Genomic DNA, 26,472 nt, shown 5'->3' with positions numbered 1-26,472 from the left:
CCCTCCACCAAGGCCCTCGTCGCCACGTACCGGGAGCTGCGCGGCCGCGGCTGACGACGCCAGGAGGCGCGGGACACCGGGCGGATCCGCCGCACGGTGTCCCGTACACTCCCGATGATCATGAACAACGCTACTCGGGGGAGTGTGCAGTGACACGGGGGGACCGGGCGCCGGGCGCCCAGGGCGAGCGCAACTACCTGAAGGCCCATCACGCGGCCCGGGCGGTGTTCCACCCCGCCTGGATACCGGAACCGCTCGATCCGGGCGTCGAGCAGCTCAAGCGGATCCGGGTGGCCGCGGGCACGGTCGCCGCCGTCGGTGTCTACACCTTCGTGGAGGGCGGCTTCGCCGTCACGGAGATGCTGGAGAACCTGCTGGTCGCCTGCGTGGTCCTGCTGGTGGTCGCCCCGCTGACGGTCGGGGTGATGCTGTGGGTCTGGCGGCGCGGCGGCAGCCTGCGCTCCCTGCGCCCGCCGCTGCTGCGGGCCCTGGGGCTGCTGCTCACCTTCGTGGCCGCGGCCGCCCTGACCCTGTTCCTGCTCCAGAACAGCGGCCGGCTGGGCGCGGGTCTGCTGATCCTCCCGCTGGGCCTGCTGACGCTGTGGCTGGTCTGGTTCGTCGGCGCCGGGGCCCTGCGGGTCACCGGGAACTTCTTCGGCACGGCGGCCGTGCACCGCGGGCTGCCGCCCCTGCTCGCCATCGTCACCACCTGGCTGATGGCGCTGCCCGACCTGTTCACCGGCGATCTGCACGGCCTCGGGCTCACCCTCGGGGTCGTCTTCATCCTCGGCGCCCCGGTGACGGTCACCGGTATCGCGATCTACGAACTGGCGTTCCTGAAGCGGCAGTTCGGCATACGGCTGGCGGACCATCCGTCCCTGCACCCCGGCCGGGCACCGTACGGCCACCGGTACTCCTACGGCCGCTGAGCCCCGGAACGGGAGACGGCGGGGACCGTCGGCCCCCGCCGTCTCCCGCGCCTGCCCCTCGCCGGGCGTCAGGGGGACGCCGGCGGATACAGCGAGCGCGGCAGCTGGGAGGCCGCCGCCGAGTCCAGCAGCCACAGGGTGCGGCTGCGGCCGCGGGCACCCGCGGCCGGGGCCTGGATCTCACCCGCCCCGGACAGGGCGATGGCAGCCGCCTCCGCCTTGTCCTCGCCCGCCGCGAGCAGCCAGACCTCACGGGCCGAGCGGATCGCGGGCAGGGTGAGCGAGATCCGGGTCGGCGGCGGCTTGGGCGCGCCGTGCACACCCACCACCGTGCGCTCGGTCTCCCGTACGGCCGGCAGCTCCGGGAAGAGCGAGGCCACGTGGGTGTCCGGGCCGACGCCCAGCATCAGCACGTCGAAGGTGGGCACCGAGCCGTGGTTCTCCGGCCCGGCCGCCTTCGCCAGCTCCGCCGCGTACGCCTCGGCCGCCGCCTCGACGTCCGTGCCGTACGGCCCGTCGGAGGCGGGCATGGCGTGGACGCGCGCCGGGTCCAGCGGGACCGAGTCCAGCAGGGCCGCGCGCGCCTGGGTGACATTGCGCTCCGGGTCGCCCTCGGGCAGATAGCGCTCGTCGCCCCACCACAGGTCCAGACGGGTCCAGTCCACGGCGTCCCGGGCCGGCGCCTCGGACAGCGCGGCCAGCAGGCCGTTGCCGTTGCGGCCGCCCGTGAGGACCACGGACGCGGTGCCCCGGGATGCCTGCGCGTCCACGATCTTCGTGATCAGGCGGGCCGCGGCGGCCTGGGCCATCAGTTCCTTGTCGCGGTGCACGACCAGCTGAGGGGTGCTCACTTCGCCGGTGCCTTCCTGGAGGGTGCCTTCTTCGCGGCCCTGGACGACGTCGCCTTCTTCGCGGGCGCCTTGGCCGCCTTCCGGACCGGCTCCGGCCCGGTGGCCGGGGTTCCCTCGGCCGAGGCCGGCTCCGCCCCGTCCGAGGCCCCGGCCGGCGTTCCGTTTGACGTCCCGGCCGGCGTTCCGTCCGATGACGCCGGAGCCGAGGACTCCTGCTCCGGAACCGTGTCCAGCCGGTCCACCCCGTACCGCAGCGCCGACGCGTAGGTGTCGTCCGGGTCCAGCCGGCGCAGCTCCTCCGCGATCAGCTCGGCGGTGTCGCGCCGCTTGAGCGCCACCGCGCGGCCCGGCTGGCCCTCGATCGACAGCGTGGCCAGCGAACCGTCCGCGCGGTCCAGGGTGATCGGGCCGCACGTGGTGTCCATGCGGACGCCGGTCAGGCCGGGCCCCGGGGACGAGGAGCGCCGTACCGGCACGTCCAGCCGGTCCGCGAGCCACATCGCCAGCAGCTCGCAGCTCGGGTTGAACGCCTCGCCCTCCACCTCGACCGCCCGCACCCGGCAGTTGGCCTGGTCCAGGGCGGCCGCCAGCATCGAGCGCCAGGGCGTGATCCGGGTCCAGGACAGGTCGGTGTCACCGGGGGTGTAGGCATCGGCGCGGGCCGCGAGATCGCGCACCGGCTCCTCGGCGGTGTAGGTGTCGGTGACCCGGCGCTGGGCCAGCGCGCCCAGCGGGTCCCTGGCGGGGTCCAGCGGGGCGTTCACCGGCCACCACACGACCACCGGGGCGTCCGGCAGCAGCAGCGGCAGCACGACCGAGTCGGCGTGCTGGGACACCTCGCCGTACAGCCGCAGGACGACCGTCTCGCCGGTGCCCGCGTCCGCGCCCACCCGCACCTCGGCGTCGAGGCGCGAGGTGGTCCGGTCGCGCGGGGTGCGGGAGATCCGTTTGATGACCACCAGTGTGCGCGAGGGGTGCTCGCGCGAGGCGTCGTTGGCGGCCTTCAGGGCGTCGTACGCGTTCTCCTCGTCGGTGACGATGACGAGGGTCAGGACCATGCCGACGGCGGGGGTGCCGATGGCCCGGCGTCCCCGCACGAGCGCCTTGTTGATCTCGCCGGCGGTGGTGCCGGTCAGGTCTATCTTCATGGCCTGCGCCAGCTCCGTCCGTCTCGTGCGAGCATCTCGTCCGCCTCGGCGGGGCCCCAGGTGCCCGACTGGTACTGCGCGGGCCTGCCGTGCCGGTCCCAGTACTGCTCGATCGGGTCGAGGATCTTCCAGGACAGCTCGACCTCCTCCGTGCGCGGGAAGAGGTTGGCGTCGCCGAGCAGGACGTCCAGGATGAGCCGCTCGTACGCCTCCGGGCTGGACTCCGTGAACGACTCGCCGTAGGCGAAGTCCATGGACACGTCCCGGATCTCCATCGAGGTGCCCGGCACCTTGGAGCCGAAGCGGACCGTGATGCCCTCGTCCGGCTGGACGCGGATCACGATCGCGTTCTGGCCCAGCTCCTCCGTCGCCGTGTGGTCGAAGGGGGAGTGCGGGGCCCGCTGGAAGACGACGGCGATCTCCGTCACCCGGCGGCCGAGCCGCTTGCCGGTGCGCAGGTAGAACGGGACGCCCGCCCAGCGGCGGTTGTCGATGCCCACCTTGATCGCCGCGTACGTGTCGGTCTTCGACTTCGGGTCGATGCCGTCCTCTTCGAGGTAGCCGATGACCTTCTCGCCGCCCTGCCAGCCCGCCGCGTACTGCCCGCGTACGGTGCCCTTGCCCAGGTCCTTCGGCAGCCGCACGGCGCCGAGCACCTTGGTCTTCTCCGCGGCCAGCGCCTGCGCGTCGAAGGAGGCGGGCTCCTCCATCGCGGTCAGCGCGAGCAGCTGGAGCAGGTGGTTCTGGATGACGTCACGCGCGGCGCCGATGCCGTCGTAGTAGCCGGCCCGGCCACCGATGCCGATGTCCTCGGCCATGGTGATCTGCACGTGGTCCACGAAGGACCGGTTCCAGATCGGCTCGAACATCGTGTTGGCGAAGCGCAGCGCCAGGATGTTCTGGACGGTCTCCTTGCCGAGGTAGTGGTCGATCCGGAAGACCTGGTCCGGGGCGAACACCTCGTGCACGATGGCGTTCAGTTCCTCGGCCGACTTCAGATCGTGTCCGAACGGCTTCTCGATGACCGCGCGCCGCCAGGAACCGCCGGACTGGTCGGCGAGTCCGTGCTTCTTCAGCTGCTGGATGACCACCGGGAAGGAGCGCGGCGGCACCGACAGGTAGAAGGCGAAGTTGCCGCCCGTGCCCTGTGCCTTGTCCAGCTCCTCGATGGTGGAGCGCAGCCGCTCGAACGCCTCGTCGTCGTCGAAGGTGCCCTGGACGAAGCGCATCCCCTGGATGAGCTGCTGCCAGACCTCCTCGCGGAACGGCGTGCGGGCGTGTGCCTTGACGGCGTCGTGGACCTCCTGCGCGAAGTCCTCGTTGGCCCACTCGCGGCGGGCGAAGCCCACCAGCGAGAAGCCCGGCGGCAGCAGGCCCCGGTTGGCGAGGTCGTACACCGCGGGCATCAGCTTCTTGCGCGACAGGTCGCCCGTGACCCCGAAGATGACCAGACCCGACGGCCCCGCGATGCGCGGGAGCCGTCGGTCGGCCGGGTCACGGAGCGGGTTCGCTCCGGATCCCGAAACGGGTGACAAGTCAGCCCTCCGAAGGGGCGAGGCGCTCGAGCTCCGCCTGGGTGGACTTCAGCAGGTCGTTCCAGGACGTCTCGAACTTCTCGACGCCCTCGTCCTCCAGCACCTGGACGACCTCGTCGTACGAGATGCCGATCTTCTCCAGCGCGTCCAGGTCGGCGCGGGCCTCGGCGTAGGTGCCGGTGACCGCGTCGCCGCGGATCTCGCCGTGGTCGTCGGTGGCCTCCAGGGTGGCCTCCGGCATGGTGTTGACCGTGTTCGGCGCGGCCAGCTCCTCGACGTACATGGTGTCCTTGTACGCCGGGTCCTTCACGCCGGTGGAGGCCCACAGCGGACGCTGCTTGTTGGCGCCCGCGTTCTCCAGCGCGTTCCAGCGGTCGGAGGAGAAGACCTCCTCGTACGCCTGGTAGGCGAGGCGCGCGTTGGCGACGCCGGCCTTGCCGCGCAGCGCCTTGGCCTCGTCGGTGCCCATCTCGTCGATGCGGCGGTCGATCTCGGTGTCCACACGGGACACGAAGAAGGACGCCACCGAGTGGATCTTCGACAGGTCCAGGCCGCGCTCCTTGGCCTTCTCCAGACCGGAGAGGTAGGCGTCCATGACCGCGCGGTAGCGCTCCAGGGAGAAGATCAGCGTGACGTTGACGCTGATGCCCAGGCCGATGACCTCGGTGATCGCCGGCAGACCGCCCTTGGTGGCCGGGATCTTGATCAGGGTGTTGGGGCGGTCCACCAGCCAGGCCAGCTGCTTGGCCTCGGCGATGGTCGCCCTGGTGTTGTGCGCGAGGCGGGGGTCGACCTCGATGGAGACCCGGCCGTCCTGACCGTCCGTGGCGTCGAAGACCGGGCGCATGATGTCGGCGGCGTCGCGGACGTCCGCCGTGGTGATCATGCGGATGGCCTCTTCGACGGTGACCTTGCGGGCGGCGAGGTCCGAGACCTGGAGGTCGTAGCCGTCGCCCTGGGAGATCGCCTTCTGGAAGATCGTCGGGTTCGTGGTGACGCCCACGACGTGCTGCTGGTCGATCAGCTCGGCGAGGTTGCCGGACGTGATCCGCTTGCGCGACAGGTCGTCCAGCCAGATCGCGACGCCTTCGTCGGAGAGGCGCTTGAGTGCGTCTGTCATGGAATTACATCTCCTACGTGTCGTATGTGAGCGTCAGCGCCGGGCGGCGGCGATGGATTCCCGGGCCTTCGCGGCCACGTTCTCCGCGGTGAAGCCGAACTCCTCGAAGAGCACCTTGCCGTCGGCGGAAGCACCGAAGTGCTCCAGGGAGACGATGCGGCCGGCGTCCCCGACGTACTTGTGCCACGTCAGCCCGATGCCCGCCTCCACGGCGACACGGGCCTTCACGGACGGCGGCAGCACGGAGTCCCGGTACCCCTGGTCCTGCTGCTCGAACCACTCGACCGAGGGCATGGACACGACCCGCGTCGGAACGCCGTCGGCCTGGAGCCGCTCACGTGCCTCCACGGCCACGTGCACCTCGGAACCGGTGGCGATCAGGATGACCTCGGGCTCACCGCCCTCGGCCTCGAACAGGACGTAACCGCCCTTCGCGGCGTTGTCGTCGGGCTCGTACGTCGGCACGCCCTGGCGGGTGAGCGCGAAGCCGTGCGGCTGGCCCTTGCCGTACTCCTTGGTGTAGCGCCTGAGGACCTCGCGCCAGGCGATCGCGGTCTCGTTGGCGTCGGCGGGGCGCACGATGTTCAGGCCCGGGATGGCGCGCAGCGAGGCCAGGTGCTCGACCGGCTGGTGGGTGGGGCCGTCCTCGCCCAGGCCGATGGAGTCGTGCGTCCACACGTACGTCACCGGCAGGTGCATCAGGGCCGACAGGCGCACGGCGTTGCGCATGTAGTCGGAGAAGACGAGGAAGGTGCCGCCGTAGACACGGGTGTTGCCGTGCAGCGTGATGCCGTTCAGCTCGGCGCCCATGGAGTGCTCGCGGATGCCGAAGTGGATGGTACGGCCGTACGGGTCGGCCTCCGGCAGCGGGTTGCCCTCGGGCAGGAAGGAGCTGGCCTTGTCGATCGTGGTGTTGTTCGAGCCGGCGAGGTCGGCGGAACCGCCCCACAGCTCGGGGATCACCGGGCCGAGCGCCTGGAGCACCTTGCCGGAGGCGGCACGCGTGGCGACCGACTTGCCGGGCTCGAAGACCGGGATCTTCTCCTCCCAGCCGGTGGGCAGCTCGCCCGTCGCGATGCGGTCGAACTCGGCGGCGCGCTCGGGGTTGTCGTCCCGCCACACCTGGAGCGACTTCTCCCACTCGGCCTTCGCGCGGGCGCCGCGCTCCAGGGCCTTGCGGGTGTGCGTGATCACGTCGTCCTCGACGGCGAAGGACTGCTCGGGGTCGAAGCCGAGGACGCGCTTGGTGGCCGCGACCTCGTCCGCGCCGAGCGCCGAGCCGTGCGCGGCCTCGGTGTTCTGGGCGTTCGGGGCCGGCCAGGCGATGATCGAGCGCATCGCGATGAAGGAGGGCCGGTCGGTGACCTGCTTGGCCGCCTGGATCGCGGCGAAGATCGCCGCCGGGTCCAGGTCGCCGTCCGCCTTCGGCTCCACGCGCTGCACGTGCCAGCCGTACGCCTCGTAGCGCTTGGCGGTGTCCTCGGAGACTGCCGTCTCGGTGTCGCCCTCGATCGAGATGTGGTTGTCGTCCCACAGCAGGATCAGGTTGCCGAGCTTCTGGTGGCCGGCCAGCGAGGACGCCTCGGCGGAGATGCCCTCCTGGAGGCAGCCGTCACCGGCGATGCAGTAGATGAAGTGGTCGAACGGCGACTCGCCCTGGGCGGCCTCCGGGTCGAACAGGCCGCGCTCGTAGCGGGCGGCCATCGCCATGCCCACCGCGTTGGCCACACCCTGGCCCAGCGGGCCCGTGGTGGTCTCGACGCCCTTGGTGTGCCCGTACTCCGGGTGGCCCGGGGTCTTGGAGCCCCAGGTGCGGAAGGACTCCAGGTCCGTCAGCTCCAGGCCGAAGCCGGCCAGGTAGAGCTGGGTGTAGAGGGTCAGGGAGGAGTGGCCGGCGGACAGCACGAAGCGGTCGCGCCCCACCCACTCCGGGTCGGCCGGGTCGTGCCGCATCACCTTCTGGAAGAGGGTGTAGGCGGCGGGGGCCAGGCTCATCGCCGTACCGGGATGGCCGTTGCCGACCTTCTGTACGGCGTCGGCGGCCAGGACTCGGGCGGTGTCCACGGCCCGCTGGTCCAGGTCGGTCCACTCAAGGTCTGTGGTGGTCGGCTTGGTGCTCACCCTGGGTCAGGGCTCCTCTCCACATGTCGGTCGCCGGTCTTCGGGGCATGCGCCCACCCGGCCGCCGGCGTGACTTCTGCCCGCCGGCCGTTGTCGAGCCTACCCTCGCAAGGACGTGCGTTTTCGCGGGTGATTCCAGACTGCCGGGCATCGACGGGATCCGCCTCCCGACTGGCCGAGACGGCATTTGGCACATGAATAAGAAGGCGCTCATCTGACCGCTCAAAAGAGTGGTGGGGGCCCTCTTTTGCGATCTCCGGAAAAGCGGTGTCCCGGGTGGTCCGCACAGCCGCTCACAGGGCCCCGTCCGGGTGACCGCCAACACGACCCCACCCCCGCGAAGGCCGGGGTATGGGCAACGTCTAAAGTGGCGTGGTACGCGCGAGCCCTTCATGAAGACCTCATCCGGGGGAGGCTCGCTGGGATGTCTCTGTCAGGGGTGTGCGTGACGGCCGTCGAATCCCGTCCAGCTGCGGCGCTCGGTGGCACGAGCCCGAGCCCGGTCCACCGGCCGTTCGGGGCCCGTGTCAAGGCATTCGTGGCGCTGACCAAGCCGCGGATCATCGAGCTGCTCCTCATCACCACCGTGCCGGTGATGTTCCTGGCGCAGCAGGGCGTGCCCGACCTGCGGCTGGTGCTGCTCACCTGCCTCGGCGGCTACCTGTCCGCGGGCGGGGCCAACGCGCTGAACATGTACATCGACCGCGACATCGACGCCGTCATGGACCGCACCTCGCAGCGCCCGCTGGTGACCGGCATGGTCAGCCCGCGCGAGTGCCTGGCCTTCGGCCTCGCCCTCGGGGTCGTCTCCACGCTGCTGTTCGGGCTGACCGTCAACTGGCTCAGCGCCTGGCTGTCGCTCGGCGCGCTGCTCTTCTACGTCGTCGTCTACACGATGATCCTCAAGCGCCGCACCGCGCAGAACATCGTGTGGGGCGGCATCGCGGGCTGCCTGCCGGTGCTGATCGGCTGGTCCGCGGTCACGGACTCGATGTCCTGGGCGCCTGTCATCCTCTTCCTCGTGATGTTCTTCTGGACGCCGCCGCACTACTGGCCGCTGTCCATGAAGGTCAAGGACGACTACGCGCGTGCCGGTGTGCCGATGCTCCCGGTGATCGCCTCCAACAAGGTCGTGGCCCGGCAGATCGTCATCTACAGCTGGGTGATGGTCGCCGTCTCGTTGCTGCTCACCCCGCTGGGGTACACGGGCTGGTTCTACACGGTCGTGGCCCTCGCGGCCGGCGGCTTCTGGCTGTGGGAGGCGCACGGCCTCCAGAACCGGGCGAAGGCCGAGGTCACCGGCGCGAAGCTCAAGGAGATGCGGCTGTTCCACTGGTCGATCACGTACGTGTCGATCCTCTTCGTCGCCGTCGCGGTGGACCCGTTCCTGCGCTGACGCACCTTCTCCCCGGCGGGAGGGGCGCGTGGTCAAGGCCACGCACCCCTCCCGTCGCCGTTTGATCTACCCGTCGGTAGCATCCAGGCATGGCAGACACGCAGCAGGTTGACGCGAAGGCCGAGCGCACGGTGGCCCGGCTCGCCCAGAGGATCAGCGCCTTCTCCAAGGCCCACGGTGGCGCGGAGGGGCAGGTCGCGTACATCGGGGAGCGCGGGGCGCGGATCGTGCTCGTCGGCGAGGACGGCGGCTGGGGCGACGTGGTGGCTCCTACCTACGCGATCGCCGAGCAGGCGGTGGCGAAGGCCGGGATCACCGTGCACGAGGCGTTCGACGGGGAGTTCGCGGCCAAGGTGAAGACCGGGCCGTACGAGTGGAAGCGGATGGCGGGGATCCAGCTCGGGGGCTGACCGGCCCCGGCCGCGGGCGCGTCCGGGTGTGCGTGCCCGCGCGACGAGCCGGGTGCCCGAATACCGCCCCCCGTACCCGGGAGGGGCGCCACACTGGGCGGCATGCGGACGGAAGCCCTGCTCGGACTCTTTCTCGACGCCCTCACGCCGTTGCGCCCCCGCGCCGTCTGGGCGCACGGCTCGCTCGCCGGGGGTGACTACCAGGAGGGCCGCAGCGATCTCGATCTGATCGTGGTGCTCGCGGCCCCGCCGGACCTGCGGGCCGTACCGCAGATCGTGGCCCTGCACCGGCGGCTGCGCCGGGAACCGCTCGCCGCGCGGCTGCACTGCAGCTATCTCGCCCCGGCCACCCTGGACGTTCCCGGCCGGGCGCATCTCACCTGGGCGCACGGCCATGTGCTGCGCCGTCCGGTCACCCCCGTCACCCGGCGCGAGCTGCACGCCTTCGGCCGGGTGCTGCACGGGGAGACACCCGCGAGCCTCGTACCGAAGGTCCCGGACCGGGACCTGCGCGCGTTCGTCGTGGCGGACCAGCGGGACTTCTGGCGGCCCGCCGTGGACAGGGCCCGGCTGTGGCGGCGGGACGTCTGGGTCGACCTCGGGCTGCTGACCTTCGCACGGGCGGGTGTGACCCTGCGCGAGGGACGGCTGATCTCCAAGCGGGAGGCCCTGGCAGGACTGCCGGACCTCGGCGCGCCCACCGAGGTCGTCGAGGACATCGCCCGCAGGCGGTACGAGGACCCCGCCCCGGGCGACGGCGCCTGGCTCACCCGGCGCGCCGCGCTGACCCGGGGCTACCTGGGCCCGGCGATCGACGCGCTGGTCACCACGTACGGGTGAGCGAGGCGCCCGTACGGGTGCGTCAGGCGTTCGTGGGAACCGTGGACCCGGTCGCGGGCTCGGGTACCTCCAGCTCCGTCTCCGGGCGCTCGCGCAGGGCCAGCAGGATCCGCAGGACGCCGATCCAGACCAGGCAGGAGCCGAGCATGTGGAGGCCGACCAGCAGGCCGGGCAGGTGCGTGAAGTACTGCGCGTAGCCGATGACGCCCTGGCTGAGCAGGATCAGGAACAGCTCCCGGGTGCGGGCCAGCGGGCCACGCGGGGCGTCGACGGCCTTGAGGACGAACCACAGGGCGAACGTCAGCGTCACCACGATCCACGCGAGCACCGCGTGCAGCTTGGCCACGGTCTCCCAGTCGATCGGGATCCGCTTCACGTCGCTGGAGTCACCGGCGTGCGGGCCCGCGCCGGTGACCACGGTGCCGACCGCGACGAGCAGCACCGCCGCGACGACCAGGAACCACACCAGCTGCACCACGGCCTTGCCGACCAGCGGCCGGGGCGCCCCGTCTCCCTCGCGGGTGCGCTGCCACATCACCGTGGCGACCGCGATCAGCGCGGTCGCCAGCAGGAAGTGCGCGGCGACGGTGTACGGGTTGAGGCCGACCAGCACCACGATGCCGCCGAGTACCGCGTTGCCCATCACCAGCCAGAACTGCGCCCAGCCGAGCCGGGTCAGCGCGCGCCGGTACGGCTTCTCGCAGCGGGCGGCGACGATCGCCCAGCCCACCGCCGCGCACAGCACGTAGGTGAGCATGCGATTGCCGAACTCGATGGCGCTGTGGTAGCTCAGCGCCTGGGTCGGTGTCAGGGAGCCCGCGGTGCACTCGGGCCAGGTCGGGCAGCCGAGCCCCGAGCTGGTCAGCCGCACGGCACCGCCGGTGACGACGATGACCACCGACATCACGAGCGCGGCCAGGGCCGCCCGCCGCACGGTCCCCGGCTTCGGGGTCCAGCGGTCGGCGATGAGGGCGAGCGGATTACGCGGGGCCGCTACGGCGTCGGCGCGGTTCAGCTTTGGCACGCCCCCCATCGTAGGGCGCCGCTTGTGCACGCTTTCACGAGGGTCCGGTACCGGTGCCGTGTCTCCGCTCACTTCCCGGCCGTCCGGCCCGCTCACTCCCAGCGGAAGAACCTTCCCGCCGCCGCGAGCCCCACGACCGCCCACACCGCGAGGATCCCGAGGTCGCCCCAGGGCGTCCCGGCGCCGTGCTGGAGCACGGCGCGCAGGCCGTCGGAGAGGGCGGAGATGGGCAGCAGACCGAGGACGTGCTGTCCGGCCGGGCCGAACCTGTCCAGCGGCACGACGACCCCGCCGCCGACGAGCAGCAGCAGGAACACCAGGTTGGCCGCGGCCAGCGTCGCCTCCGCCTTCAGGGTGCCGGCCATCAGCAGACCGAGCCCGGAGAAGGCGGCGGTGCCGAGGACCAGCAGCAGGAGCACGGCGACCGGGCCGCCGTGCGGGGACCAGCCGAGCGCGAGGGCGATCACCGTCAGCAGGACCACCTGGAACACCTCGGTGACCAGCACGGACACCGTCTTCGCGGTCATCAGGCCCCAGCGCGGCAGTGGCGAGGCGGCGAGCCGCTTGAGCACGCCGTAGCGGCGCTCGAAGCCGGTGGCGATGGCCTGTCCGGTGAACGCGGTCGACATCACGGCGAGGGCGAGGACGCCCGGCGCAAGGAAGTCGACGGCCTTGCCCTTGCCGGTGTCCACGATGTCCACGGAGCTGAACAGCACCAGGAGCAGGGTCGGGATGACGACGGTCAGCAGCAGCTGCTCGCCGTTGCGCAGCAGCATCCTCGTCTCCAGGGCGGCCTGCGCCGCGATCATGCGGGGCAGGGGCGCGGCCCCCGGCCTGGGCGCGTACGTACCCGACGCGGTCGTCATGAGCGCAGCTCCTTGCCGGTGAGTTCGAGGAAGACGTCTTCCAGGGTGTGCCGTTCGACCGAGATGCGGTCCGGCATCACCCCGTGCTGGGCGCACCAGGAGGTCACGGTGGCCAGCAGCTGCGGATCGACCTTGCCGACGACGCGGTAGGCGCCCGGGGTCAGCTCGGCGGCCGTGCAGCCGTCCGGGAGCGCGTTGAGCAGGGAGCCGACGTCGAGTCCGGGGCGGCCGGAGAAGCGCAGGGTGTTCTCGGCGCCGCCCTTGCACAGCTCCTCCGGGGAGCCGTGGGCGATGACCTTGCCGCCGTCGATGATCGCGACGTCGTCGGCGAGTTCCTCGGCCTCGTCCATGTGGTGCGTGGTGAGGATCACCGAGACGCCGTCGGCGCGCAGGTCCCGCACCAGGTCCCAGGTGGCCCGGCGGGCCTGCGGGTCGAGGCCGGCGGTCGGCTCGTCCAGGAAGACCAGTTCCGGGCGGCCGACGACGGCCATGGCGAGCGCGAGGCGCTGCTGCTGGCCGCCGGAGAGCCGGCGGTAGGAGGTGCGGCCGCAGCTGCCGAGGCCGAGCCGTTCGATCAGGGCGTCCACGTCCAGCGGGTGGGCGTGCAGCCGGGCGACATGGCGGAGCATCTCGTCCGCGCGGGCGCCGGAGTACACGCCGCCGGACTGGAGCATCACACCGATCCGCGGCCGCAGCTCGGCCGACTGCCGCACGGGGTCGAGGCCCAGGACGCGCACCGTGCCGGAATCCGGCTTCCGGTACCCCTCGCAGGTCTCGACCGTCGTCGTCTTGCCGGCGCCGTTGGGTCCGAGGACGGCGGTCACACCCGCCCCGGCCTCCAGGTCGAGGCCGTCCACCGCGGTCTTCGTGCCGTAGCGCTTCACCAGGGCCTGGACCTGGACGACTGGCTCACTTCGCATGGGACCCGAGTCTAGGGAGAGCGCGCGCCGATCAGTCGCGGGGGTGCGGGAACCCGCTCGTGGGGGTCCTGCGCGCCCGGAGCCACTCCTCGGCGTGGGCGACGGCGTCCGCCACCGGGAACAACCGGGTGTCCGCCGCGGCCACCCGCCCCCGTACGACGGGACGCTCCCGCTCGAAGTCGCGGCCCAGTTCCTCGAACGCCTCGGAGCTGATCGGCATCTCGGTCACCGTCTCCCAGCCGCCGCCGGGCGCGGGCCGGCCGACCCGGACGGGCGGGGCCGGCACGCGGTACTCGGCCAGGTGGAAGGCGGTGCAGGCGCCGTAGCCCGTGCCGAGCAGCAGGACCCGGGCGCCCAGCGCCTCCAGGCGGGCCAGCGGGCTTCGCTCGCCGAGCCGGCAGTCGGGGGCGTGGCCGTCGGTGATCTCCCGGGCGCGGGGACCGACGGCGGCGAAGGAGGTCTGCGGGTGCGCGCTGCGCAGGGCGCCCGGCCAGGTGCGCACCGCCTCCGGGATCACCCCGACGCCGCGGGTGGGGGTGACGCGGGGGTCGTACGCAGGCATGGTCGCCCGGATCCGGTCCCACCACTCCTCGGGCACCGGCGGGTTCTCCCAGTCGGCCGGGTCGGAGAGGTCGGAGGACTGGGCCGGGACGACGAGGGTGCCGCGGGGACCGAGGGCGTCGAGGAGCGCCTGGACGACCGCCACGGCTCCGCCGTTCACCCACCCGAGGGAACTGAGGGACGAATGTACGAGAAGCGTCTCGCCGCTCTCGACGCCGAGCAGCCGCAGCCCGGCGGCGATGCCGTCCCGGGTGGCAAGAGGCCCGGTCGGAGGGGGTGTGGACATGGCCGGAGAGTCTTCCGGACGGGCGTCCGGAGCGCCACGGGTTTCCGCGCCGGCCGGGCTCCGGATGATCGATCAGAGATCGTTTCCGCAGGTCAGATTAGGTAGACCTAAGTGATGCAGGGCACCGTCGGTGATCCCGACGGCGCTTGTCAGGCCCGAAGGAATTACGCAACAATGGCGTTGTGAAAAACGTCGACGAGGCTCGGGAGGCCCTCACGGGGGCCCCGCAGGAGGAGCTGGCGACCGGTGAGCGCTCCACGCGCCACCGCGTCGTGCGGTCCATCCTGGACCACGGGCCCTCGACCGTCGCCGAACTCGCGGGCCGGCTGGGACTGACCCAGGCGGCCGTCCGGCGCCATCTGGACGCGCTGGCCGCGGACGACGTCGTGGAGGCCCGCGAACAGCGGGTGTACGGCACGCGCACGCGCGGCCGCCCCGCCAAGGTCTTCGCGCTCACCGACTGCGGCCGCGACGCCTTCGACCAGTCGTACGACAAGCTGGCCGCGGACGCGCTGCGCTGGATCGCCGAGCACGAGGGCGGGCCCGGCGCGGTCTCGGCCTTCGCCCGCGCCCGGATCGCCTCCCAGGCGAGGGCGTACCGCCGGGCGGTCGAGAGCGTGAGCCCCGACAAGCGCGCGGAAGCGCTGGCCAAGGCCTTGAGTGCGGACGGGTACGCTGCTACGGCGCGCAGCGCACCGGTCGGCGAGCAGCTCTGCCAGCACCACTGCCCGGTCGCCCATGTCGCGGAGCAGTACCCGCAGCTGTGCGAGGCGGAGACGGAGATCTTCGCCGAGCTGCTGGGTACCCACGTCCAGCGACTGGCGACCATCGCGCACGGCGACGGCGTCTGCACGACGTTCATTCCCAAGATTTCCACTGACGCACCTGCAAGCACGGCCGGGAGGAACCCCGCATGACTCTCCCCACGGAGACTGCCCACCCTGAGCTGGAGGGCCTGGGCAAGTACGAATACGGCTGGGCCGACTCCGACGTGGCCGGTGCCTCCGCCCGGCGCGGTCTGAACGACGACGTCGTCCGCGACATCTCCGGCAAGAAGTCGGAGCCGGAGTGGATGACCAAGCTGCGCCTCAAGGGCCTCAAGCTCTTCGAGAAGAAGCCCATGCCGAACTGGGGCTCCGACCTCTCGGGCATCGACTTCGACAACATCAAGTACTTCGTGCGCTCCACGGAGAAGCAGGCGGAGTCCTGGGAGGACCTGCCCGAGGACATCAAGAACACCTACGACAAGCTGGGCATCCCCGAGGCCGAGAAGCAGCGCCTGGTCGCGGGCGTGGCCGCCCAGTACGAGTCGGAGGTCGTCTACCACCAGATCCGCGAGGACCTGGAGGAGCAGGGCGTCATCTTCCTCGACACCGACACCGCCCTCAAGGAGCACCCGGAGCTCTTCAAGGAGTACTTCGGCACGGTCATCCCGGCCGGCGACAACAAGTTCGCCGCGCTGAACACGGCCGTGTGGTCCGGTGGCTCCTTCATCTACGTGCCGAAGGGCGTGCACGTGGAGATCCCGCTCCAGGCCTACTTCCGTATCAACACGGAGAACATGGGCCAGTTCGAGCGGACCCTGATCATCGTCGACGAGGGCGCCTACGTGCACTACGTCGAGGGCTGCACCGCGCCGATCTACAAGTCGGACTCGCTGCACAGCGCCGTGGTCGAGATCATCGTCAAGAAGAACGCCCGCTGCCGCTACACGACCATCCAGAACTGGTCGAACAACGTCTACAACCTGGTCACCAAGCGCGCCGTGGCGTACGAGGGCGCGACCATGGAGTGGATCGACGGCAACATCGGCTCCAAGGTGACGATGAAGTACCCGGCCGTCTACCTGATGGGCGAGCACGCCAAGGGCGAGACCCTGTCCATCGCCTTCGCGGGCGAGGGCCAGCACCAGGACGCCGGCTCCAAGATGGTCCACATGGCGCCGAACACCTCGTCCAACATCGTGTCGAAGTCCGTGGCGCGCGGCGGCGGCCGCACCTCCTACCGCGGTCTGGTCGAGATCGGTGAGGGCGCCCACGGCTCCAAGTCGAACGTGCTCTGCGACGCGCTGCTCGTCGACACCATCTCCCGCTCCGACACGTACCCGTACGTCGACGTCCGCGAGGACGACGTGTCCATGGGCCACGAGGCGACCGTCTCCAAGGTCTCCGAGGACCAGCTCTTCTACCTGATGAGCCGCGGTCTGACCGAGTTCGAGGCGATGGCGATGATCGTGCGCGGCTTCGTCGAGCCGATCGCCAAGGAACTGCCCATGGAGTACGCGCTCGAACTCAACCGGCTGATCGAGCTGCAGATGGAAGGCGCGGTCGGCTGACCGCCGTACCGACCTGACCGTCAAGCCACTCACGTAAGAAAGCGAGCAGACCGACAGCCATGGCTGAGGCTCAGAACGCCCCCACTCCCAACTCCGTCCGAGCGGGGGGACCCCCACCGGTGGGCTCCACCACCGCCGGCCAGATCGCGGTGGCCGCGGAGTCGACCGTCGCCACGCGCATGAGCGTGCCCCCGTCCTTCGACGTCGCGGACTTCCCGGTCCCGCACGGCCGCGAGGAGGAGTGGCGGTTCACCCCGCTGGAGCGCCTGCGCGGGCTGCACGACGGCACCGCCGTCGCCACCGCTGACGGCGTGAAGGTCGACGTGCGGGCCCCCGAGGGCGTCGTCGTCGAGACCGTGGGCCGCGACGACGCGCGCCTCGGCCGGGCGGGCACCCCGGTGGACCGGATCGCCGCCCAGGCGTTCTCCGCCTTCGAGCAGGCCTCGGTCGTGACCGTCCCCAAGGAGACCGTGCTCACCGAGCCGGTCCGCATCGCCGTGCACGGCGAGGGCGGCACCGCCTTCGCGCACCAGGTGATCGAGCTGGGCGCCTTCGCCGAGGCCGTGGTCGTCATCGACCACACCGGCGACGCGGTGCTCGCGGCCAACGTCGACTACGTGCTGGGCGACGGTGCCAAGCTGACCGTCGTCTCCGTCCAGGACTGGGACGACAAGGCCGTCCACACCGCCCAGCACAACGCGCTGGTCGGCCGGGACGCGTCCTTCAAGTCGGTCGTCGTCACCTTCGGCGGCGACGTCGTACGGCTGCACCCGCGCGTCTCCTACGCGGGCCCCGGCGGCGAGGCCGAGCTGTACGGCCTGTACTTCACCGACGCGGGCCAGCACCAGGAGCACCGTCTCCTGGTCACCCACAACACCCCGCACTGCAAGTCGAACGTCGTCTACAAGGGCGCGCTCCAGGGCGACGACGCGCACGCGGTCTGGATCGGCGACGTGCTCATCGAGGCCAAGGCCGAGGGCACCGACACCTACGAGATGAACCGCAACCTGGTGCTCACCGACGGCGCCCGCGTCGACTCGGTGCCGAACCTGGAGATCGAGACCGGCGAGATCGTGGGCGCCGGCCACGCCTCCGCCACCGGCCGCTTCGACGACGAGCAGCTGTTCTACCTGATGGCCCGCGGCATCCCCGAGCAGGACGCCCGCCGTCTGGTGGTCCGCGGCTTCTTCGCCGAACTCGTCCAGCAGATCGGCGTCGCCGACATCGAGGAGCGCCTGCTCGAAAGGATCGAGCAGGAGCTGGAGGCCTCGGTCGCATGAGTTTCGTACGCGCCTGTGGGCTGAGCGAGCTGGACGAGGACACCCCCAAGCGGGTGGAACTCGACGGCACGCCGGTCTCGGTCGTCCGCACCGAGGGGGAGGTGTTCGCCATCTACGACGTCTGCTCGCACGCGAACGTCTCGCTCTCCGAGGGCGAGGTGGAGGACTGCCAGATCGAGTGCTGGCTGCACGGCTCCGCGTTCGACCTGCGCACCGGCAAGCCGTCCGGCCTCCCCGCGACACGCCCCGTACCCGTATACCCCGTAAAGATCGAAGGGGACGACGTGTTCGTCTCCCTCACCCAGGAGTCCTGAGGCATCCATGGCAACGCTTGAAATCCGAGACCTGCACGTCACCGTCGAGGCCGACAACGCCACGAAGGAGATCCTCAAGGGCGTCGACCTGACCGTGAAGCAGGGCGAGACGCACGCCATCATGGGCCCCAACGGCTCCGGCAAGTCGACCCTCGCCTACTCGCTCGCGGGTCACCCGAAGTACACGATCACCGAGGGCACCGTGCTGCTCGACGGCGAGGACGTCCTGGAGATGTCCGTCGACGAGCGCGCCCGCGCCGGCCTGTTCCTGGCCATGCAGTACCCGGTCGAGGTCCCCGGCGTCTCGGTCTCCAACTTCCTGCGCACCTCCGCCACCGCCGTGCGCGGCGAGGCCCCGAAGCTGCGCACCTGGGTGAAGGAGGTCAAGGAGGCCATGGAGCGTCTCCACATGGACCCCTCCTTCGCCGAGCGCAACGTCAACGAGGGCTTCTCCGGCGGTGAGAAGAAGCGCCACGAGATCCTCCAGCTCGAACTGCTCAAGCCGAAGATGGCGATCCTGGACGAGACCGACTCGGGCCTGGACGTCGACGCGCTGCGCATCGTCTCCGAGGGCGTCAACCGCGTCCGCGAGACGGGCGAGGTCGGCACCCTGCTGATCACGCACTACACGCGCATCCTGCGCTACATCAAGCCCGACCACGTCCACGTGTTCGCCGGCGGCCGCATCGTCGAGTCCGGTGGCCCGGAGCTCGCGGACAAGCTGGAGAACGAGGGCTACGAGGCATACGTGAAGGGTGGCGCATCCGCGTGACACAGCTGCCGGGCCTCCTCGACACCGAGGCGATCCGCAAGGACTTCCCCGTCCTGGACCGTGTCGTCCACGACGGCAAGAAGCTCGTGTACCTGGACAACGCGGCGACCAGCCAGAAGCCGCGCCAGGTACTGGACGCCCTCAACGAGTACTACGAGCGTTACAACGCCAACGTCCACCGTGGCGTGCACGTCCTCGCCGAGGAGGCCACGGCACTCTACGAGGGCGCGCGCGACAAGGTGGCGGAGTTCGTCAACGCGCCGAGCCGCGACGAGGTGATCTTCACCAAGAACGCCTCCGAATCCCTCAACCTCGTGGCCAACATGCTCGGCTGGGCCGACGAGCCCTACCGGGTCGACCACGAGACCGAGATCGTCATCACGGAGATGGAGCACCACTCCAACATCGTGCCGTGGCAGCTGCTGGCGCAGCGCACCGGCGCGAAGCTGAAGTGGTTCGGCCTGACCGACGACGGCCGTCTGGACCTGTCGAACATCGACGAGATCATCACCGAGAAGACGAAGATCGTCTCCTTCGTGCTGGTCTCCAACATCCTGGGCACCGTCAACCCGGTCGAGGCGATAGTGCGCCGCGCCCAGGAGGTCGGCGCGCTGGTGTGCGTCGACGCCTCCCAGGCCGCGCCGCACATGCCGCTGGACGTGCAGGCCCTGCAGGCCGACTTCGTGGCCTTCACCGGCCACAAGATGTGCGGCCCGACCGGCATCGGCGTGCTGTGGGGCCGCCAGGAGCTGCTGGAGGACCTGCCGCCGTTCCTGGGCGGCGGCGAGATGATCGAGACCGTCTCGATGCACTCCTCCACGTACGCCCCGGCGCCGCACAAGTTCGAGGCGGGCACGCCCCCGATCGCGCAGGCGGTCGGCCTGGGCGCGGCGATCGACTACCTCCAGGCGATCGGCATGGAGAAGATCCTCGCGCACGAGCACGCGCTCACCCAGTACGCGGTGGAGCGGCTGGCCCAGGTCCCCGATCTGAGGATCATCGGCCCGACCACGGCCGAGGACCGGGGTGCCGCGATCTCCTTCACCCTGGGCGACATCCACCCGCACGACGTGGGCCAGGTCCTGGACGAGCAGGGCATCGCGGTCCGCGTCGGCCACCACTGTGCCCGTCCGGTCTGCCTGCGCTACGGAATTCCCGCGACCACGCGAGCGTCGTTCTATCTGTACTCCACGCCGGCCGAGATCGACGCTCTGGTCGACGGCCTGGAGCACGTACGGAACTTCTTCGGCTGAGAGGCGTGTCGAAAACCGTGAAGCTGGACTCCATGTACCAGGAAGTCATCCTGGACCACTACAAGAACCCGCACGGGCGTGGTCTTCGGGATGGCGACGCCGAGGTGCACCACGTGAACCCGACGTGCGGCGACGAGATCACCCTCCGTGTGAAGTACGACGGCACGAAGATCGCGGACGTCTCGTACGAGGGCCAGGGCTGCTCCATCAGCCAGGCCTCGGCCTCCGTGCTGAACGATCTCCTCGTCGGCAAGGACCTGTCCGACGCGCAGAAGATCCAGGAGACCTTCCTGGAGCTGATGCAGTCCAAGGGCAGGATCGAGCCGGACGACGCGATGGAGGAGGTGCTGGAGGACGCGGTCGCGTTCGCCGGTGTCTCCAAGTACCCCGCGCGGGTCAAGTGCGCCCTCCTGAGCTGGATGGCGTGGAAGGACGCGACGGCCCAGGCGCTGGGTGGCGCCGAAGCCGAAAGGAAGACCGCATGAGCGACACCGTCGAGATGAAGCCGGCCTCGGAGGAGGAACTCCGTGAGGCCCTGATGGACGTGGTCGACCCCGAGCTGGGCATCGACGTCGTCAACCTCGGCCTGATCTACGGCATCCACGTGGACGACTCCAACGTGGCCACCGTGGACATGACCCTGACCTCCGCGGCCTGCCCGCTGACGGACGTCATCGAGGACCAGGCCAAGTCCGCGACGGACGGCATCGTCAACGAGCTCCGGATCAACTGGGTCTGGATGCCGCCGTGGGGCCCGGACAAGATCACGGACGAGGGCCGCGAGCAGCTGCGCGCGCTGGGCTTCAACGTCTGACACAGGGCTTGTGGAAGGGGCCACGGCAGGGCTGCCGTGGCCCCTTCCGCATGTCCCGGCGGGCCCCGGCGCCCGCTGTTCGCCGACTCGTCGCACGGGGGTCATGTACGGCCGTACACACGATATGTACGCTCGTACACATGGGATATCTGACGCTCGCCGGTGCCATAGCCGCCGAGGTGACCGCCACGACGGCGATGAAGTACAGCCACGGCTTCAGCAGGCTCGGGCCCTCGCTGGTGACGGCGCTGGGGTACCTGGTGTCCTTCCTGCTGCTGGCGCAGACACTGAAGACGGTGCAGATCGGTACGGCGTACGCGATCTGGTCCGGGGTGGGGACCGCGGCCATCGCCGTGCTCGGGCTGCTGCTGTTCGGGGAGGGCCTCGACGCGGTCAAGGTCGCCGGGATCCTGCTGATCATCGGGGGAGTGGTGGTGCTGAATCTCGGCGGGACGAGTCACTGATGGGCCGGCGCTACGACCCCGACCGGCGCCGGCGGATCATCGACGCGGCGATCCGGGTGGCCGGGCGGGACGGGCTCGCCGGGCTGAGCCACCGCACGGTCGCGGCCGAGGCGGACGTGCCGCTCGGCTCCACCACGTACCACTTCGCCACCCTGGACGATCTGCTGGTGGCCGCCCTGTGCCAGGCGAACGAGGGGTTCGCCTCGGTGCTCGACGACAGCGGGGCGCTGGCGGAGGGCGACCTCGCGGCCGGGCTCGCCCGGGTGCTCGGCGACTGGCTGAACGGCGACCGTCCGGGCGCGGAGCTGGAGTACGAGCTGTATCTCGCCGCGCTGCGCCGCCCGGCCCTGCGGCCCGTCGCCGCCCGGTGGACCGAGGAGACCGGCGCGCGCCTGTCCGTCCGGGTCGACGCGGTGACGGCGCGGGCGCTGCTCGCGCTGATGGACGGGATCTGCCTCCAGGTGCTGCTGACGGGCGGGTCGTACGACGAGGGGTACGCGCGGGAGGCGCTCGGACGGCTCATCGGCCGAGGGCGGGCGGATCGGGTGGAGGCGGATCCACCGACCGGCACATGAGACACGGTTCGCCCCCGCACCCCGTGCCACGTTAGGTTTTGTCCCATGACCGACACTGCTTCCCGTACCACCGGCGCCGTCGCCGCCGGCCTCGCCACGATCGCCTCCGACGGCACCGTTCTCGACACCTGGTTCCCCGCGCCCGAGCTGGTCGCCGAGCCGGGGCCGGCCGGCACCGAGCGGCTGTCCGCCGAGCGCGCGGCGGAGCTGCTGGGCGACGGCGCGACCGCGGCGATCGGCCCGGACGCCCGCAGGGGCGTCGAGGTGGTCGCGGTCCGTACGGTCATCGCCTCGCTGGACGAGAAGCCGCTGGACGCGCACGACACCTACCTGCGCCTGCACCTGCTCTCGCACCGCCTGGTCAAGCCGCACGGCCAGAACCTGGACGGCATCTTCGGCCACCTCGCCAACGTCGCCTGGACCTCGCTCGGCCCGGTCGCCGTGGACGACATCGAGAAGGTGCGGCTGAACGCCCGCGCCGAGGGCCTGCACCTCCAGGTCACCTCGGTCGACAAGTTCCCCCGCATGACGGACTACGTGGCCCCCAAGGGCGTCCGCATCGCCGACGCCGACCGGGTCCGGCTGGGCGCGCACCTGGCCGAGGGCACCACCGTGATGCACGAGGGCTTCGTCAACTTCAACGCCGGCACGCTCGGTACCTCCATGGTCGAGGGCCGCATCTCCGCCGGTGTCGTCATCGGCGACGGCTCGGACATCGGCGGCGGCGCCTCCACCATGGGCACCCTGTCCGGCGGCGGCAATGTGATCATCTCCGTCGGCGAGCGCTGCCTGGTCGGCGCCGAGGCGGGCGTCGGCATCGCCCTCGGCGACGAGTGCGTGGTCGAGGCCGGTCTGTACGTCACCGCCGGTACCCGCGTCACCATGCCCGACGGCCAGATCGTCAAGGCCCGCGACCTCAACGGCGCCTCGCACATCCTCTTCCGCCGCAACTCGGTCACCGGCGCGGTCGAGGCCCGTCCGAACAACGCCGTCTGGGGCGGTCTGAACGACATCCTGCACAGCCACAACTGACCCCCGGGCAGGTCCGGAGCGCCCCTCACCCGTGCGGTGGGGGGCGCTCGGTCATGAGGCGGACAGGCCGGCCGCGAACTCCGCCAGGGTCCTGAAGTCGCCCTCGCGCAGGCCGATGCGTGGGTCCACATGGTGCAGGAGGGCCGGGCCGGAGTGGTGGTCGGCCACGAACACCGCGTCGGCGGTGCTCTGTTCGTCGTCGACCCAGGCGAACGGCCGGCCCCCCGCGTACGCCACGATCGCCCCCGTCTTCCAGTGCACCCCGTCGGGCCGGTCCACGAACAGGCCCGCGCCGAAGTCGACGTAGGGCAGTTCGGGCAGCCCGAGGACGGGGGCGATCCAGTGGTTGGCCCCGGCCATCCAGGTCGTCGCCCAGCACAGCTCGTAGTCGAGGGCCAGCAGCGCGGGGCCGTGGGCCGGGTTCAGCCAGACCCGCAGGGGGCGGCGGGAGGCCAGCGGCACCCGGATCGTCGTGTATCCCTCGGGCCGGCGTTCCGGCTGGGCCGCGTACGGGTTGAGCGGACCGTCGACGTCCAGGAACAGCAGGGGGCGGCTCACGGGCACACCGTACGGCAGGCGGGAGGCGCGCGGATCAGGATTCGGTCAGTTCCGCGAACAGCGCGCGCAGTTCGGCCGTCGCCTCCGGGGAGGCGGCCAGCAGCGGGGCGCGGACCGGGCCCGCGGGCAGGCCGAGTCGGTTCAGCAGGGCCTTCGCGGTGACCGTGCCGGGCAGGCCCGCGGCCGTCATCGATTCGATCAACGGGGTCGCCCTCAGCTGGAGTCGCCGCGCCCGCGCGGTGTCCGCCGCGTCGAAGGCGTCCAGGACGGCGCGGACATGGCGCGGGACGGCGTTGGCGACGGTGCTGATACAGCCGGCCGCGCCGACTGCGTACAGGGCGAGGATCTGCTCGTCGCAGCCCGCGTAATAGGCCAACTCCGTCCGGGACAGCACCTTCTGGGTGCCCAGGAGGTCGTAGGAGCAGTCCTTGACCCCGGCGATCCGGGGGTGCTCGGCGAGGCGGAGGATCGTCTCCGGGTCGATACGGGTGCCGGTGCGGCCCGGGATGTCGTAGAGCAGGACGGGCAGCCCCGCGGCGTCGGCGATGGCGCGGAAGTGCGCGGCGACGGCGTCCTGCGGCGGCCTGCTGTAGTAGGGCGCCGTGACCAGGAGGCCGTCGGCGCCCGCCTTCTCGGCCGCGAGGGCCAGTTCGGTGGTGTGCCGGGTGTCGGCGGTGCCGATGCCCGCGATCAGGGGGATCCGCGCGCCGACCGCCTCCCGTACGGCCGTGATCAGCTCCGCCTTCTCGCCGTCGGTGGTGGTCGGCGACTCGCCCGTGGTGCCGTTGAGGACCAGCCCGTCGCAGCCCTCCGCCACCAGGTGGGCGGCCAGTTCCTGCGCGCCGGCCCGGTCCAGCGCGCCCTCCTCGGTGAACGGGGTGATCATCGCGCAGAGGGTGCGGCCGAAGGGGGAGAGGCTGTGTGTGATCGTCATACCCATCAGTGTCGGCAGCTCTTCGGTGTAGCTCTACTTAATTCTTCTTCAGGATATCGGTAAGTTCGCTTACGGGTTCGGGTGTGGCGCAAGGTCGTGTGTCCAACTCGGCCGTTCATGGGTCACTATGGGCGAAGGGTCATCACCGACGTCAGCCATGGAGGCACCATGAAGCTCGGCAAGGCACTGGCCACCGGGGTCGCCGAGGAGCGGCCGCGGATCCACGAGGAAGAGATCCGGCAGCCCGTGGAGGCCGCCCGTACCGCACCGGCCGAACCGGCCCGCGAAGGGGTACCGGCCCGCGAAGAGGTGCCGGCCGGACGATGAGGCTGCGGCTCCCGGCGGAACGCCCTACGGAGCCGCCGACCGGCTACAAGATCGCCCACCCGGTGCTGTCCCAGGACGGCATCCGGGCGGGGTTCACCGGAGTGTCGCTCGGCGGTGCGCTTCCGTACGGGGTTCTCGACCAGGCGTCCTGCGTCTACGGCCGCAGGCACCGCCCGCCCGCGCGCCTGTGCGACTGCGGCTTCCACTGCGTGCACGACCCCGCCGCCGCCGACGCCCTGCGCTGCACCGCCGAGCACCGCACCGCGCTGCTGCTCGAAGTCTCCGTGCTCGGCGCCTACATCCGCTTCGAGCGCGGATTCCGTTACGCCCGCCAGCGGGTACGCACCGCCACCGCGGGCCCCTGCGCCTGCGGTGCCACCGCGGCCCTGCTCACCGACGCCGGCTGGGGCCGGCCCGGCTGGCGCGCCCTGGCCCCCGGCTGCGCGGACTGTGCGCGCGGCCGTACGTCCGTCACGCTCGCGGAGTTCGCCCGGCTCGCCGGGGAGGGCCTGCGGGTCCGGGCGGACGGCGGCGTCCCGGCCGGGACCGGCCCCGGACCGGCCCCGGGCACCGCGATGGGCGTGCCCGAACTGGTCGCCGAGGCGGCCCTGTTGCAGGCCCGGCTCGACTGGTTCCAGTCCCAGCTCGCCCGGCTCGGCGACCACGGGACCGGGGGAGCGGACAAGGGCTGACGCTCCCCGGCCCGGGTACCCGGATGTTCCCGTACAGGAAGGAGGCGGGACACCGTGACCGTGACCTCGCACACGCGACCGCACACGCGCCCCGCACTCGACGGGCACCCCTCCACGGGGGAACTCGTCAATCGAGCGACCGAACAGCTCTCCCTGCTGCTGCGGCAGGAGGTCGCCCTCGCCAAGGCGGAGCTGGCCCAGAAGGGCAGGCGCGCCGGAACCGGCGGCGGGCTGCTGGGTGCTGCGGGCGCCCTCGGCTACGTCGGACTGATCGTGCTGGCCGGCGCGGCGACCGCCGCCCTCGGCCTGGTGCTGCCCCTGTGGGCGGCGGCGCTGATCGTCGCGGCCGTGCTGTTCGCCGCGGCCGCCGTCCTGGCCGTCACCGGACGCGCCCAGCTGCGCCGCGCCGGATCGCCCATGCCCGAGAAGACCCTGGGCAGCGTCCGGGCCGATGTGGACGTGATCAAGGAAAGGGCACACCGATGACCCACAGGACCCCGCACGGCTCGGGCGCCAAGGGCCCCGACGAGCTGCGCGCGCAGATCGAGCACACCAGGAACCAGCTCGGCGACACTGTCGCCCAGCTGATGGACCGGGTCGACATGAAGGGGCGCGCGCGGGCGCGGGCCGCCGACCTGAAGGACAAGGCCGGTGCCATGACCGTGCAACTGCGCTCCAGCGCCTCCCAGGCCGGGCACGGCGCCCAGGACAGGGCCACGCACGCGGCGCACGCGGTGAAGGGGCGGGCCGCGCAGGCGGGCCACGCGGTGCAGGGGACGGCCGCGCGCACCGGGCACGAGCTCCAGAGCCGTATCACCCGGCACGGCGGCTCCCATGACGGGCAGCCGCTGCGCGACCGTGCGCTGGAAGCCGGGCGCGAGGCCCAGAGCAGGGCACTGGACGCCGGGCACCGTGTGCAGGACAGGGCCGCCGTGGCCCAGCGGCAGCTCGCGCCGCCCGCCCGCAAGGCCGCCGAGGGCCTGCGCGGGTTGCCGCGCCCGGTGCTGATGGCGGGTGCCGCCGGGGCGGTCGCGCTGATCGCTGCCGGGGTGCTGCGGGGCAGGAACCGCGGTACGGACCGCCGTCCCCGCTCCTGCTGAGCGGCTGACGGGCTC

Annotated in this window: 30 protein-coding genes; 19 read left to right on the top strand and 11 right to left on the bottom strand. The window is 71.4% G+C overall.

Annotation, left to right across the window (positions count from 1 at the left end; translation table 11 throughout):
• The first annotated feature begins 149 nt into the window (after positions 1–149).
• The gene (locus VT52_RS15905; protein WP_053055415.1) at positions 150–929 is read left to right on the top strand and encodes a hypothetical protein; all 780 of its coding nucleotides are present in this window, start codon (positions 150–152) and stop codon (positions 927–929) included.
• Between the two features lie 68 nt (positions 930–997).
• Here VT52_RS15905 and pgl read toward each other — a convergent pair whose 3' ends face one another.
• Genes pgl through tkt form a run of 5 tightly spaced genes read right to left on the bottom strand, consistent with a single transcriptional unit; the run spans position 998 to position 7,704 of the window.
• Entirely contained in the window at positions 998–1,780 is a 783-nt protein-coding gene (gene pgl / locus VT52_RS15900) for a 6-phosphogluconolactonase (RefSeq protein ID WP_046417126.1), read from the bottom strand.
• Positions 1,777–2,928 (bottom strand): glucose-6-phosphate dehydrogenase assembly protein OpcA, encoded by a 1,152-nt coding sequence (gene opcA / locus VT52_RS15895; protein WP_046417124.1) that lies wholly within the window; start codon positions 2,926–2,928, stop codon positions 1,777–1,779. Before opcA ends, pgl begins: the two co-directional genes overlap by 4 nt.
• Complete coding sequence (zwf, locus tag VT52_RS15890; protein ID WP_046417123.1) at positions 2,925–4,463, bottom strand: glucose-6-phosphate dehydrogenase; 1,539 nt, start codon at positions 4,461–4,463, stop codon at positions 2,925–2,927. Before zwf ends, opcA begins: the two co-directional genes overlap by 4 nt.
• Before the next feature lies 1 nt (position 4,464).
• Entirely contained in the window at positions 4,465–5,583 is a 1,119-nt protein-coding gene (gene tal / locus VT52_RS15885) for a transaldolase (protein WP_046417122.1), read from the bottom strand.
• A 33-nt stretch (positions 5,584–5,616) separates the two neighbouring features.
• Complete coding sequence (tkt, locus tag VT52_RS15880; RefSeq protein WP_046417120.1) at positions 5,617–7,704, bottom strand: transketolase; 2,088 nt, start codon at positions 7,702–7,704, stop codon at positions 5,617–5,619.
• Positions 7,705–8,128: 424 nt separating this feature from the next.
• Between tkt and VT52_RS15875 the strand changes: the two genes are divergently transcribed.
• The 3 genes from VT52_RS15875 (at position 8,129) to VT52_RS15865 (ending at position 10,350) form a co-directional block, all read left to right on the top strand.
• Positions 8,129–9,100 carry a heme o synthase gene (locus tag VT52_RS15875; protein ID WP_107481346.1) on the top strand — a complete coding sequence of 324 codons (972 nt, stop codon included), beginning with the start codon at positions 8,129–8,131 and terminating at the stop codon, positions 9,098–9,100.
• Positions 9,101–9,189: 89 nt separating this feature from the next.
• Complete coding sequence (locus tag VT52_RS15870) at positions 9,190–9,510, top strand: hypothetical protein (protein ID WP_046417117.1); 321 nt, start codon at positions 9,190–9,192, stop codon at positions 9,508–9,510.
• Between the two features lie 102 nt (positions 9,511–9,612).
• A complete protein-coding gene (locus VT52_RS15865; RefSeq protein WP_046417116.1) occupies positions 9,613–10,350 on the top strand; it encodes a nucleotidyltransferase domain-containing protein in 738 nt (245 codons plus the stop codon).
• Between the two features lie 22 nt (positions 10,351–10,372).
• Here VT52_RS15865 and VT52_RS15860 read toward each other — a convergent pair whose 3' ends face one another.
• The 4 genes from VT52_RS15860 to VT52_RS15845 form a co-directional block, all read right to left on the bottom strand.
• Complete coding sequence (locus VT52_RS15860) at positions 10,373–11,383, bottom strand: COX15/CtaA family protein (protein ID WP_046417115.1); 1,011 nt, start codon at positions 11,381–11,383, stop codon at positions 10,373–10,375.
• Positions 11,384–11,466: 83 nt separating this feature from the next.
• Entirely contained in the window at positions 11,467–12,240 is a 774-nt protein-coding gene (locus VT52_RS15855; protein ID WP_046417114.1) for an ABC transporter permease, read from the bottom strand.
• On the bottom strand, positions 12,237–13,160 hold the full coding sequence (locus tag VT52_RS15850) for an ABC transporter ATP-binding protein (protein ID WP_046417113.1): 924 nt from the start codon (positions 13,158–13,160) through the stop codon (positions 12,237–12,239). The genes VT52_RS15855 and VT52_RS15850 overlap by 4 nt, the downstream gene beginning before the upstream one ends.
• A gap of 31 nt (positions 13,161–13,191) precedes the next feature.
• Complete coding sequence (locus tag VT52_RS15845; RefSeq protein WP_046417112.1) at positions 13,192–14,007, bottom strand: AAC(3) family N-acetyltransferase; 816 nt, start codon at positions 14,005–14,007, stop codon at positions 13,192–13,194.
• A gap of 182 nt (positions 14,008–14,189) precedes the next feature.
• Between VT52_RS15845 and VT52_RS15840 the strand changes: the two genes are divergently transcribed.
• From VT52_RS15840 to dapD, 11 genes are all read left to right on the top strand, one after another.
• Positions 14,190–14,924, top strand: a complete 735-nt coding sequence (locus VT52_RS15840) for a helix-turn-helix transcriptional regulator (RefSeq protein WP_046417110.1) — start codon at positions 14,190–14,192, stop codon at positions 14,922–14,924.
• Complete coding sequence (gene sufB / locus VT52_RS15835) at positions 14,921–16,342, top strand: Fe-S cluster assembly protein SufB (RefSeq protein WP_046417109.1); 1,422 nt, start codon at positions 14,921–14,923, stop codon at positions 16,340–16,342. The genes VT52_RS15840 and sufB overlap by 4 nt, the downstream gene beginning before the upstream one ends.
• A gap of 59 nt (positions 16,343–16,401) precedes the next feature.
• Positions 16,402–17,622, top strand: coding sequence for a Fe-S cluster assembly protein SufD (gene sufD, locus VT52_RS15830; protein WP_079175068.1), 1,221 nt, complete (start codon positions 16,402–16,404; stop codon positions 17,620–17,622).
• The gene (locus tag VT52_RS15825; protein WP_046417106.1) at positions 17,619–17,936 is read left to right on the top strand and encodes a non-heme iron oxygenase ferredoxin subunit; all 318 of its coding nucleotides are present in this window, start codon (positions 17,619–17,621) and stop codon (positions 17,934–17,936) included. Before sufD ends, VT52_RS15825 begins: the two co-directional genes overlap by 4 nt.
• Before the next feature lie 7 nt (positions 17,937–17,943).
• Positions 17,944–18,708, top strand: coding sequence for a Fe-S cluster assembly ATPase SufC (sufC, locus tag VT52_RS15820; RefSeq protein WP_046417104.1), 765 nt, complete (start codon positions 17,944–17,946; stop codon positions 18,706–18,708).
• A complete protein-coding gene (locus VT52_RS15815) occupies positions 18,705–19,961 on the top strand; it encodes a cysteine desulfurase (protein ID WP_046417103.1) in 1,257 nt (418 codons plus the stop codon). Before sufC ends, VT52_RS15815 begins: the two co-directional genes overlap by 4 nt.
• Before the next feature lie 17 nt (positions 19,962–19,978).
• On the top strand, positions 19,979–20,446 hold the full coding sequence (sufU, locus tag VT52_RS15810; protein ID WP_046417101.1) for a Fe-S cluster assembly sulfur transfer protein SufU: 468 nt from the start codon (positions 19,979–19,981) through the stop codon (positions 20,444–20,446).
• Positions 20,443–20,775 carry a metal-sulfur cluster assembly factor gene (locus tag VT52_RS15805; RefSeq protein WP_037656710.1) on the top strand — a complete coding sequence of 111 codons (333 nt, stop codon included), beginning with the start codon at positions 20,443–20,445 and terminating at the stop codon, positions 20,773–20,775. Before sufU ends, VT52_RS15805 begins: the two co-directional genes overlap by 4 nt.
• A gap of 140 nt (positions 20,776–20,915) precedes the next feature.
• The gene (locus VT52_RS15800) at positions 20,916–21,239 is read left to right on the top strand and encodes a DMT family transporter (protein WP_046417100.1); all 324 of its coding nucleotides are present in this window, start codon (positions 20,916–20,918) and stop codon (positions 21,237–21,239) included.
• Positions 21,239–21,814 carry a TetR/AcrR family transcriptional regulator gene (locus tag VT52_RS15795; protein ID WP_046417099.1) on the top strand — a complete coding sequence of 192 codons (576 nt, stop codon included), beginning with the start codon at positions 21,239–21,241 and terminating at the stop codon, positions 21,812–21,814. Before VT52_RS15800 ends, VT52_RS15795 begins: the two co-directional genes overlap by 1 nt.
• Positions 21,815–21,859: 45 nt before the next feature.
• Positions 21,860–22,846: a 2,3,4,5-tetrahydropyridine-2,6-dicarboxylate N-succinyltransferase gene (gene dapD / locus VT52_RS15790; RefSeq protein ID WP_046417098.1), complete on the top strand. Its 987-nt coding sequence runs from the start codon at positions 21,860–21,862 to the stop codon at positions 22,844–22,846.
• A 51-nt stretch (positions 22,847–22,897) separates the two neighbouring features.
• Here dapD and VT52_RS15785 read toward each other — a convergent pair whose 3' ends face one another.
• Together VT52_RS15785 and dapA are read right to left on the bottom strand one after the other, a co-directional pair.
• Positions 22,898–23,404, bottom strand: a complete 507-nt coding sequence (locus VT52_RS15785) for a hypothetical protein (RefSeq protein WP_046417096.1) — start codon at positions 23,402–23,404, stop codon at positions 22,898–22,900.
• A 34-nt stretch (positions 23,405–23,438) separates the two neighbouring features.
• Entirely contained in the window at positions 23,439–24,338 is a 900-nt protein-coding gene (gene dapA, locus VT52_RS15780) for a 4-hydroxy-tetrahydrodipicolinate synthase (protein WP_046417095.1), read from the bottom strand.
• Positions 24,339–24,506: 168 nt separating this feature from the next.
• Between dapA and VT52_RS37990 the strand changes: the two genes are divergently transcribed.
• From VT52_RS37990 to VT52_RS15765, 4 genes are read left to right on the top strand one after another with little or no spacing between them, the layout of a single operon-like run.
• Positions 24,507–24,665: a hypothetical protein gene (locus tag VT52_RS37990; RefSeq protein WP_167377706.1), complete on the top strand. Its 159-nt coding sequence runs from the start codon at positions 24,507–24,509 to the stop codon at positions 24,663–24,665.
• Complete coding sequence (locus VT52_RS15775; protein WP_046417094.1) at positions 24,662–25,357, top strand: hypothetical protein; 696 nt, start codon at positions 24,662–24,664, stop codon at positions 25,355–25,357. Before VT52_RS37990 ends, VT52_RS15775 begins: the two co-directional genes overlap by 4 nt.
• 54 nt (positions 25,358–25,411) lie before the next feature.
• A complete protein-coding gene (locus VT52_RS15770) occupies positions 25,412–25,843 on the top strand; it encodes a phage holin family protein (RefSeq protein ID WP_046417092.1) in 432 nt (143 codons plus the stop codon).
• The gene (locus VT52_RS15765) at positions 25,840–26,457 is read left to right on the top strand and encodes a DUF3618 domain-containing protein (protein WP_046417091.1); all 618 of its coding nucleotides are present in this window, start codon (positions 25,840–25,842) and stop codon (positions 26,455–26,457) included. Before VT52_RS15770 ends, VT52_RS15765 begins: the two co-directional genes overlap by 4 nt.
• Positions 26,458–26,472 lie beyond the last annotated feature (15 nt).

The organism is Streptomyces malaysiense (assembly GCF_000980885.2).
GTDB classification, from domain to species: Bacteria; Actinomycetota; Actinomycetes; order Streptomycetales; family Streptomycetaceae; genus Streptomyces; species Streptomyces malaysiense.
Note: the sequence above shows the minus strand (reverse complement) of the source record. Positions and strands in the feature narration are given on the sequence as shown.

Coding starts and splice junctions, on each gene's coding strand:
- opcA (WP_046417124.1), bottom strand. CDS start 2,928: ATGAAGATAGACCTGACCGGCACCACCGCCGGCGAGATCAACAAGGCG.
- tal (WP_046417122.1), bottom strand. CDS start 5,583: ATGACAGACGCACTCAAGCGCCTCTCCGACGAAGGCGTCGCGATCTGG.
- VT52_RS15875 (WP_107481346.1), top strand. CDS start 8,129: ATGTCTCTGTCAGGGGTGTGCGTGACGGCCGTCGAATCCCGTCCAGCT.
- VT52_RS15870 (WP_046417117.1), top strand. CDS start 9,190: ATGGCAGACACGCAGCAGGTTGACGCGAAGGCCGAGCGCACGGTGGCC.
- VT52_RS15865 (WP_046417116.1), top strand. CDS start 9,613: ATGCGGACGGAAGCCCTGCTCGGACTCTTTCTCGACGCCCTCACGCCG.
- VT52_RS15860 (WP_046417115.1), bottom strand. CDS start 11,383: ATGGGGGGCGTGCCAAAGCTGAACCGCGCCGACGCCGTAGCGGCCCCG.
- VT52_RS15855 (WP_046417114.1), bottom strand. CDS start 12,240: ATGACGACCGCGTCGGGTACGTACGCGCCCAGGCCGGGGGCCGCGCCC.
- VT52_RS15850 (WP_046417113.1), bottom strand. CDS start 13,160: ATGCGAAGTGAGCCAGTCGTCCAGGTCCAGGCCCTGGTGAAGCGCTAC.
- VT52_RS15845 (WP_046417112.1), bottom strand. CDS start 14,007: ATGTCCACACCCCCTCCGACCGGGCCTCTTGCCACCCGGGACGGCATC.
- sufB (WP_046417109.1), top strand. CDS start 14,921: ATGACTCTCCCCACGGAGACTGCCCACCCTGAGCTGGAGGGCCTGGGC.
- sufD (WP_079175068.1), top strand. CDS start 16,402: ATGGCTGAGGCTCAGAACGCCCCCACTCCCAACTCCGTCCGAGCGGGG.
- VT52_RS15825 (WP_046417106.1), top strand. CDS start 17,619: ATGAGTTTCGTACGCGCCTGTGGGCTGAGCGAGCTGGACGAGGACACC.
- sufC (WP_046417104.1), top strand. CDS start 17,944: ATGGCAACGCTTGAAATCCGAGACCTGCACGTCACCGTCGAGGCCGAC.
- VT52_RS15805 (WP_037656710.1), top strand. CDS start 20,443: ATGAGCGACACCGTCGAGATGAAGCCGGCCTCGGAGGAGGAACTCCGT.
- VT52_RS15800 (WP_046417100.1), top strand. CDS start 20,916: ATGGGATATCTGACGCTCGCCGGTGCCATAGCCGCCGAGGTGACCGCC.
- VT52_RS15795 (WP_046417099.1), top strand. CDS start 21,239: ATGGGCCGGCGCTACGACCCCGACCGGCGCCGGCGGATCATCGACGCG.
- dapD (WP_046417098.1), top strand. CDS start 21,860: ATGACCGACACTGCTTCCCGTACCACCGGCGCCGTCGCCGCCGGCCTC.
- dapA (WP_046417095.1), bottom strand. CDS start 24,338: ATGACGATCACACACAGCCTCTCCCCCTTCGGCCGCACCCTCTGCGCG.
- VT52_RS37990 (WP_167377706.1), top strand. CDS start 24,507: ATGAAGCTCGGCAAGGCACTGGCCACCGGGGTCGCCGAGGAGCGGCCG.
- VT52_RS15775 (WP_046417094.1), top strand. CDS start 24,662: ATGAGGCTGCGGCTCCCGGCGGAACGCCCTACGGAGCCGCCGACCGGC.
- VT52_RS15765 (WP_046417091.1), top strand. CDS start 25,840: ATGACCCACAGGACCCCGCACGGCTCGGGCGCCAAGGGCCCCGACGAG.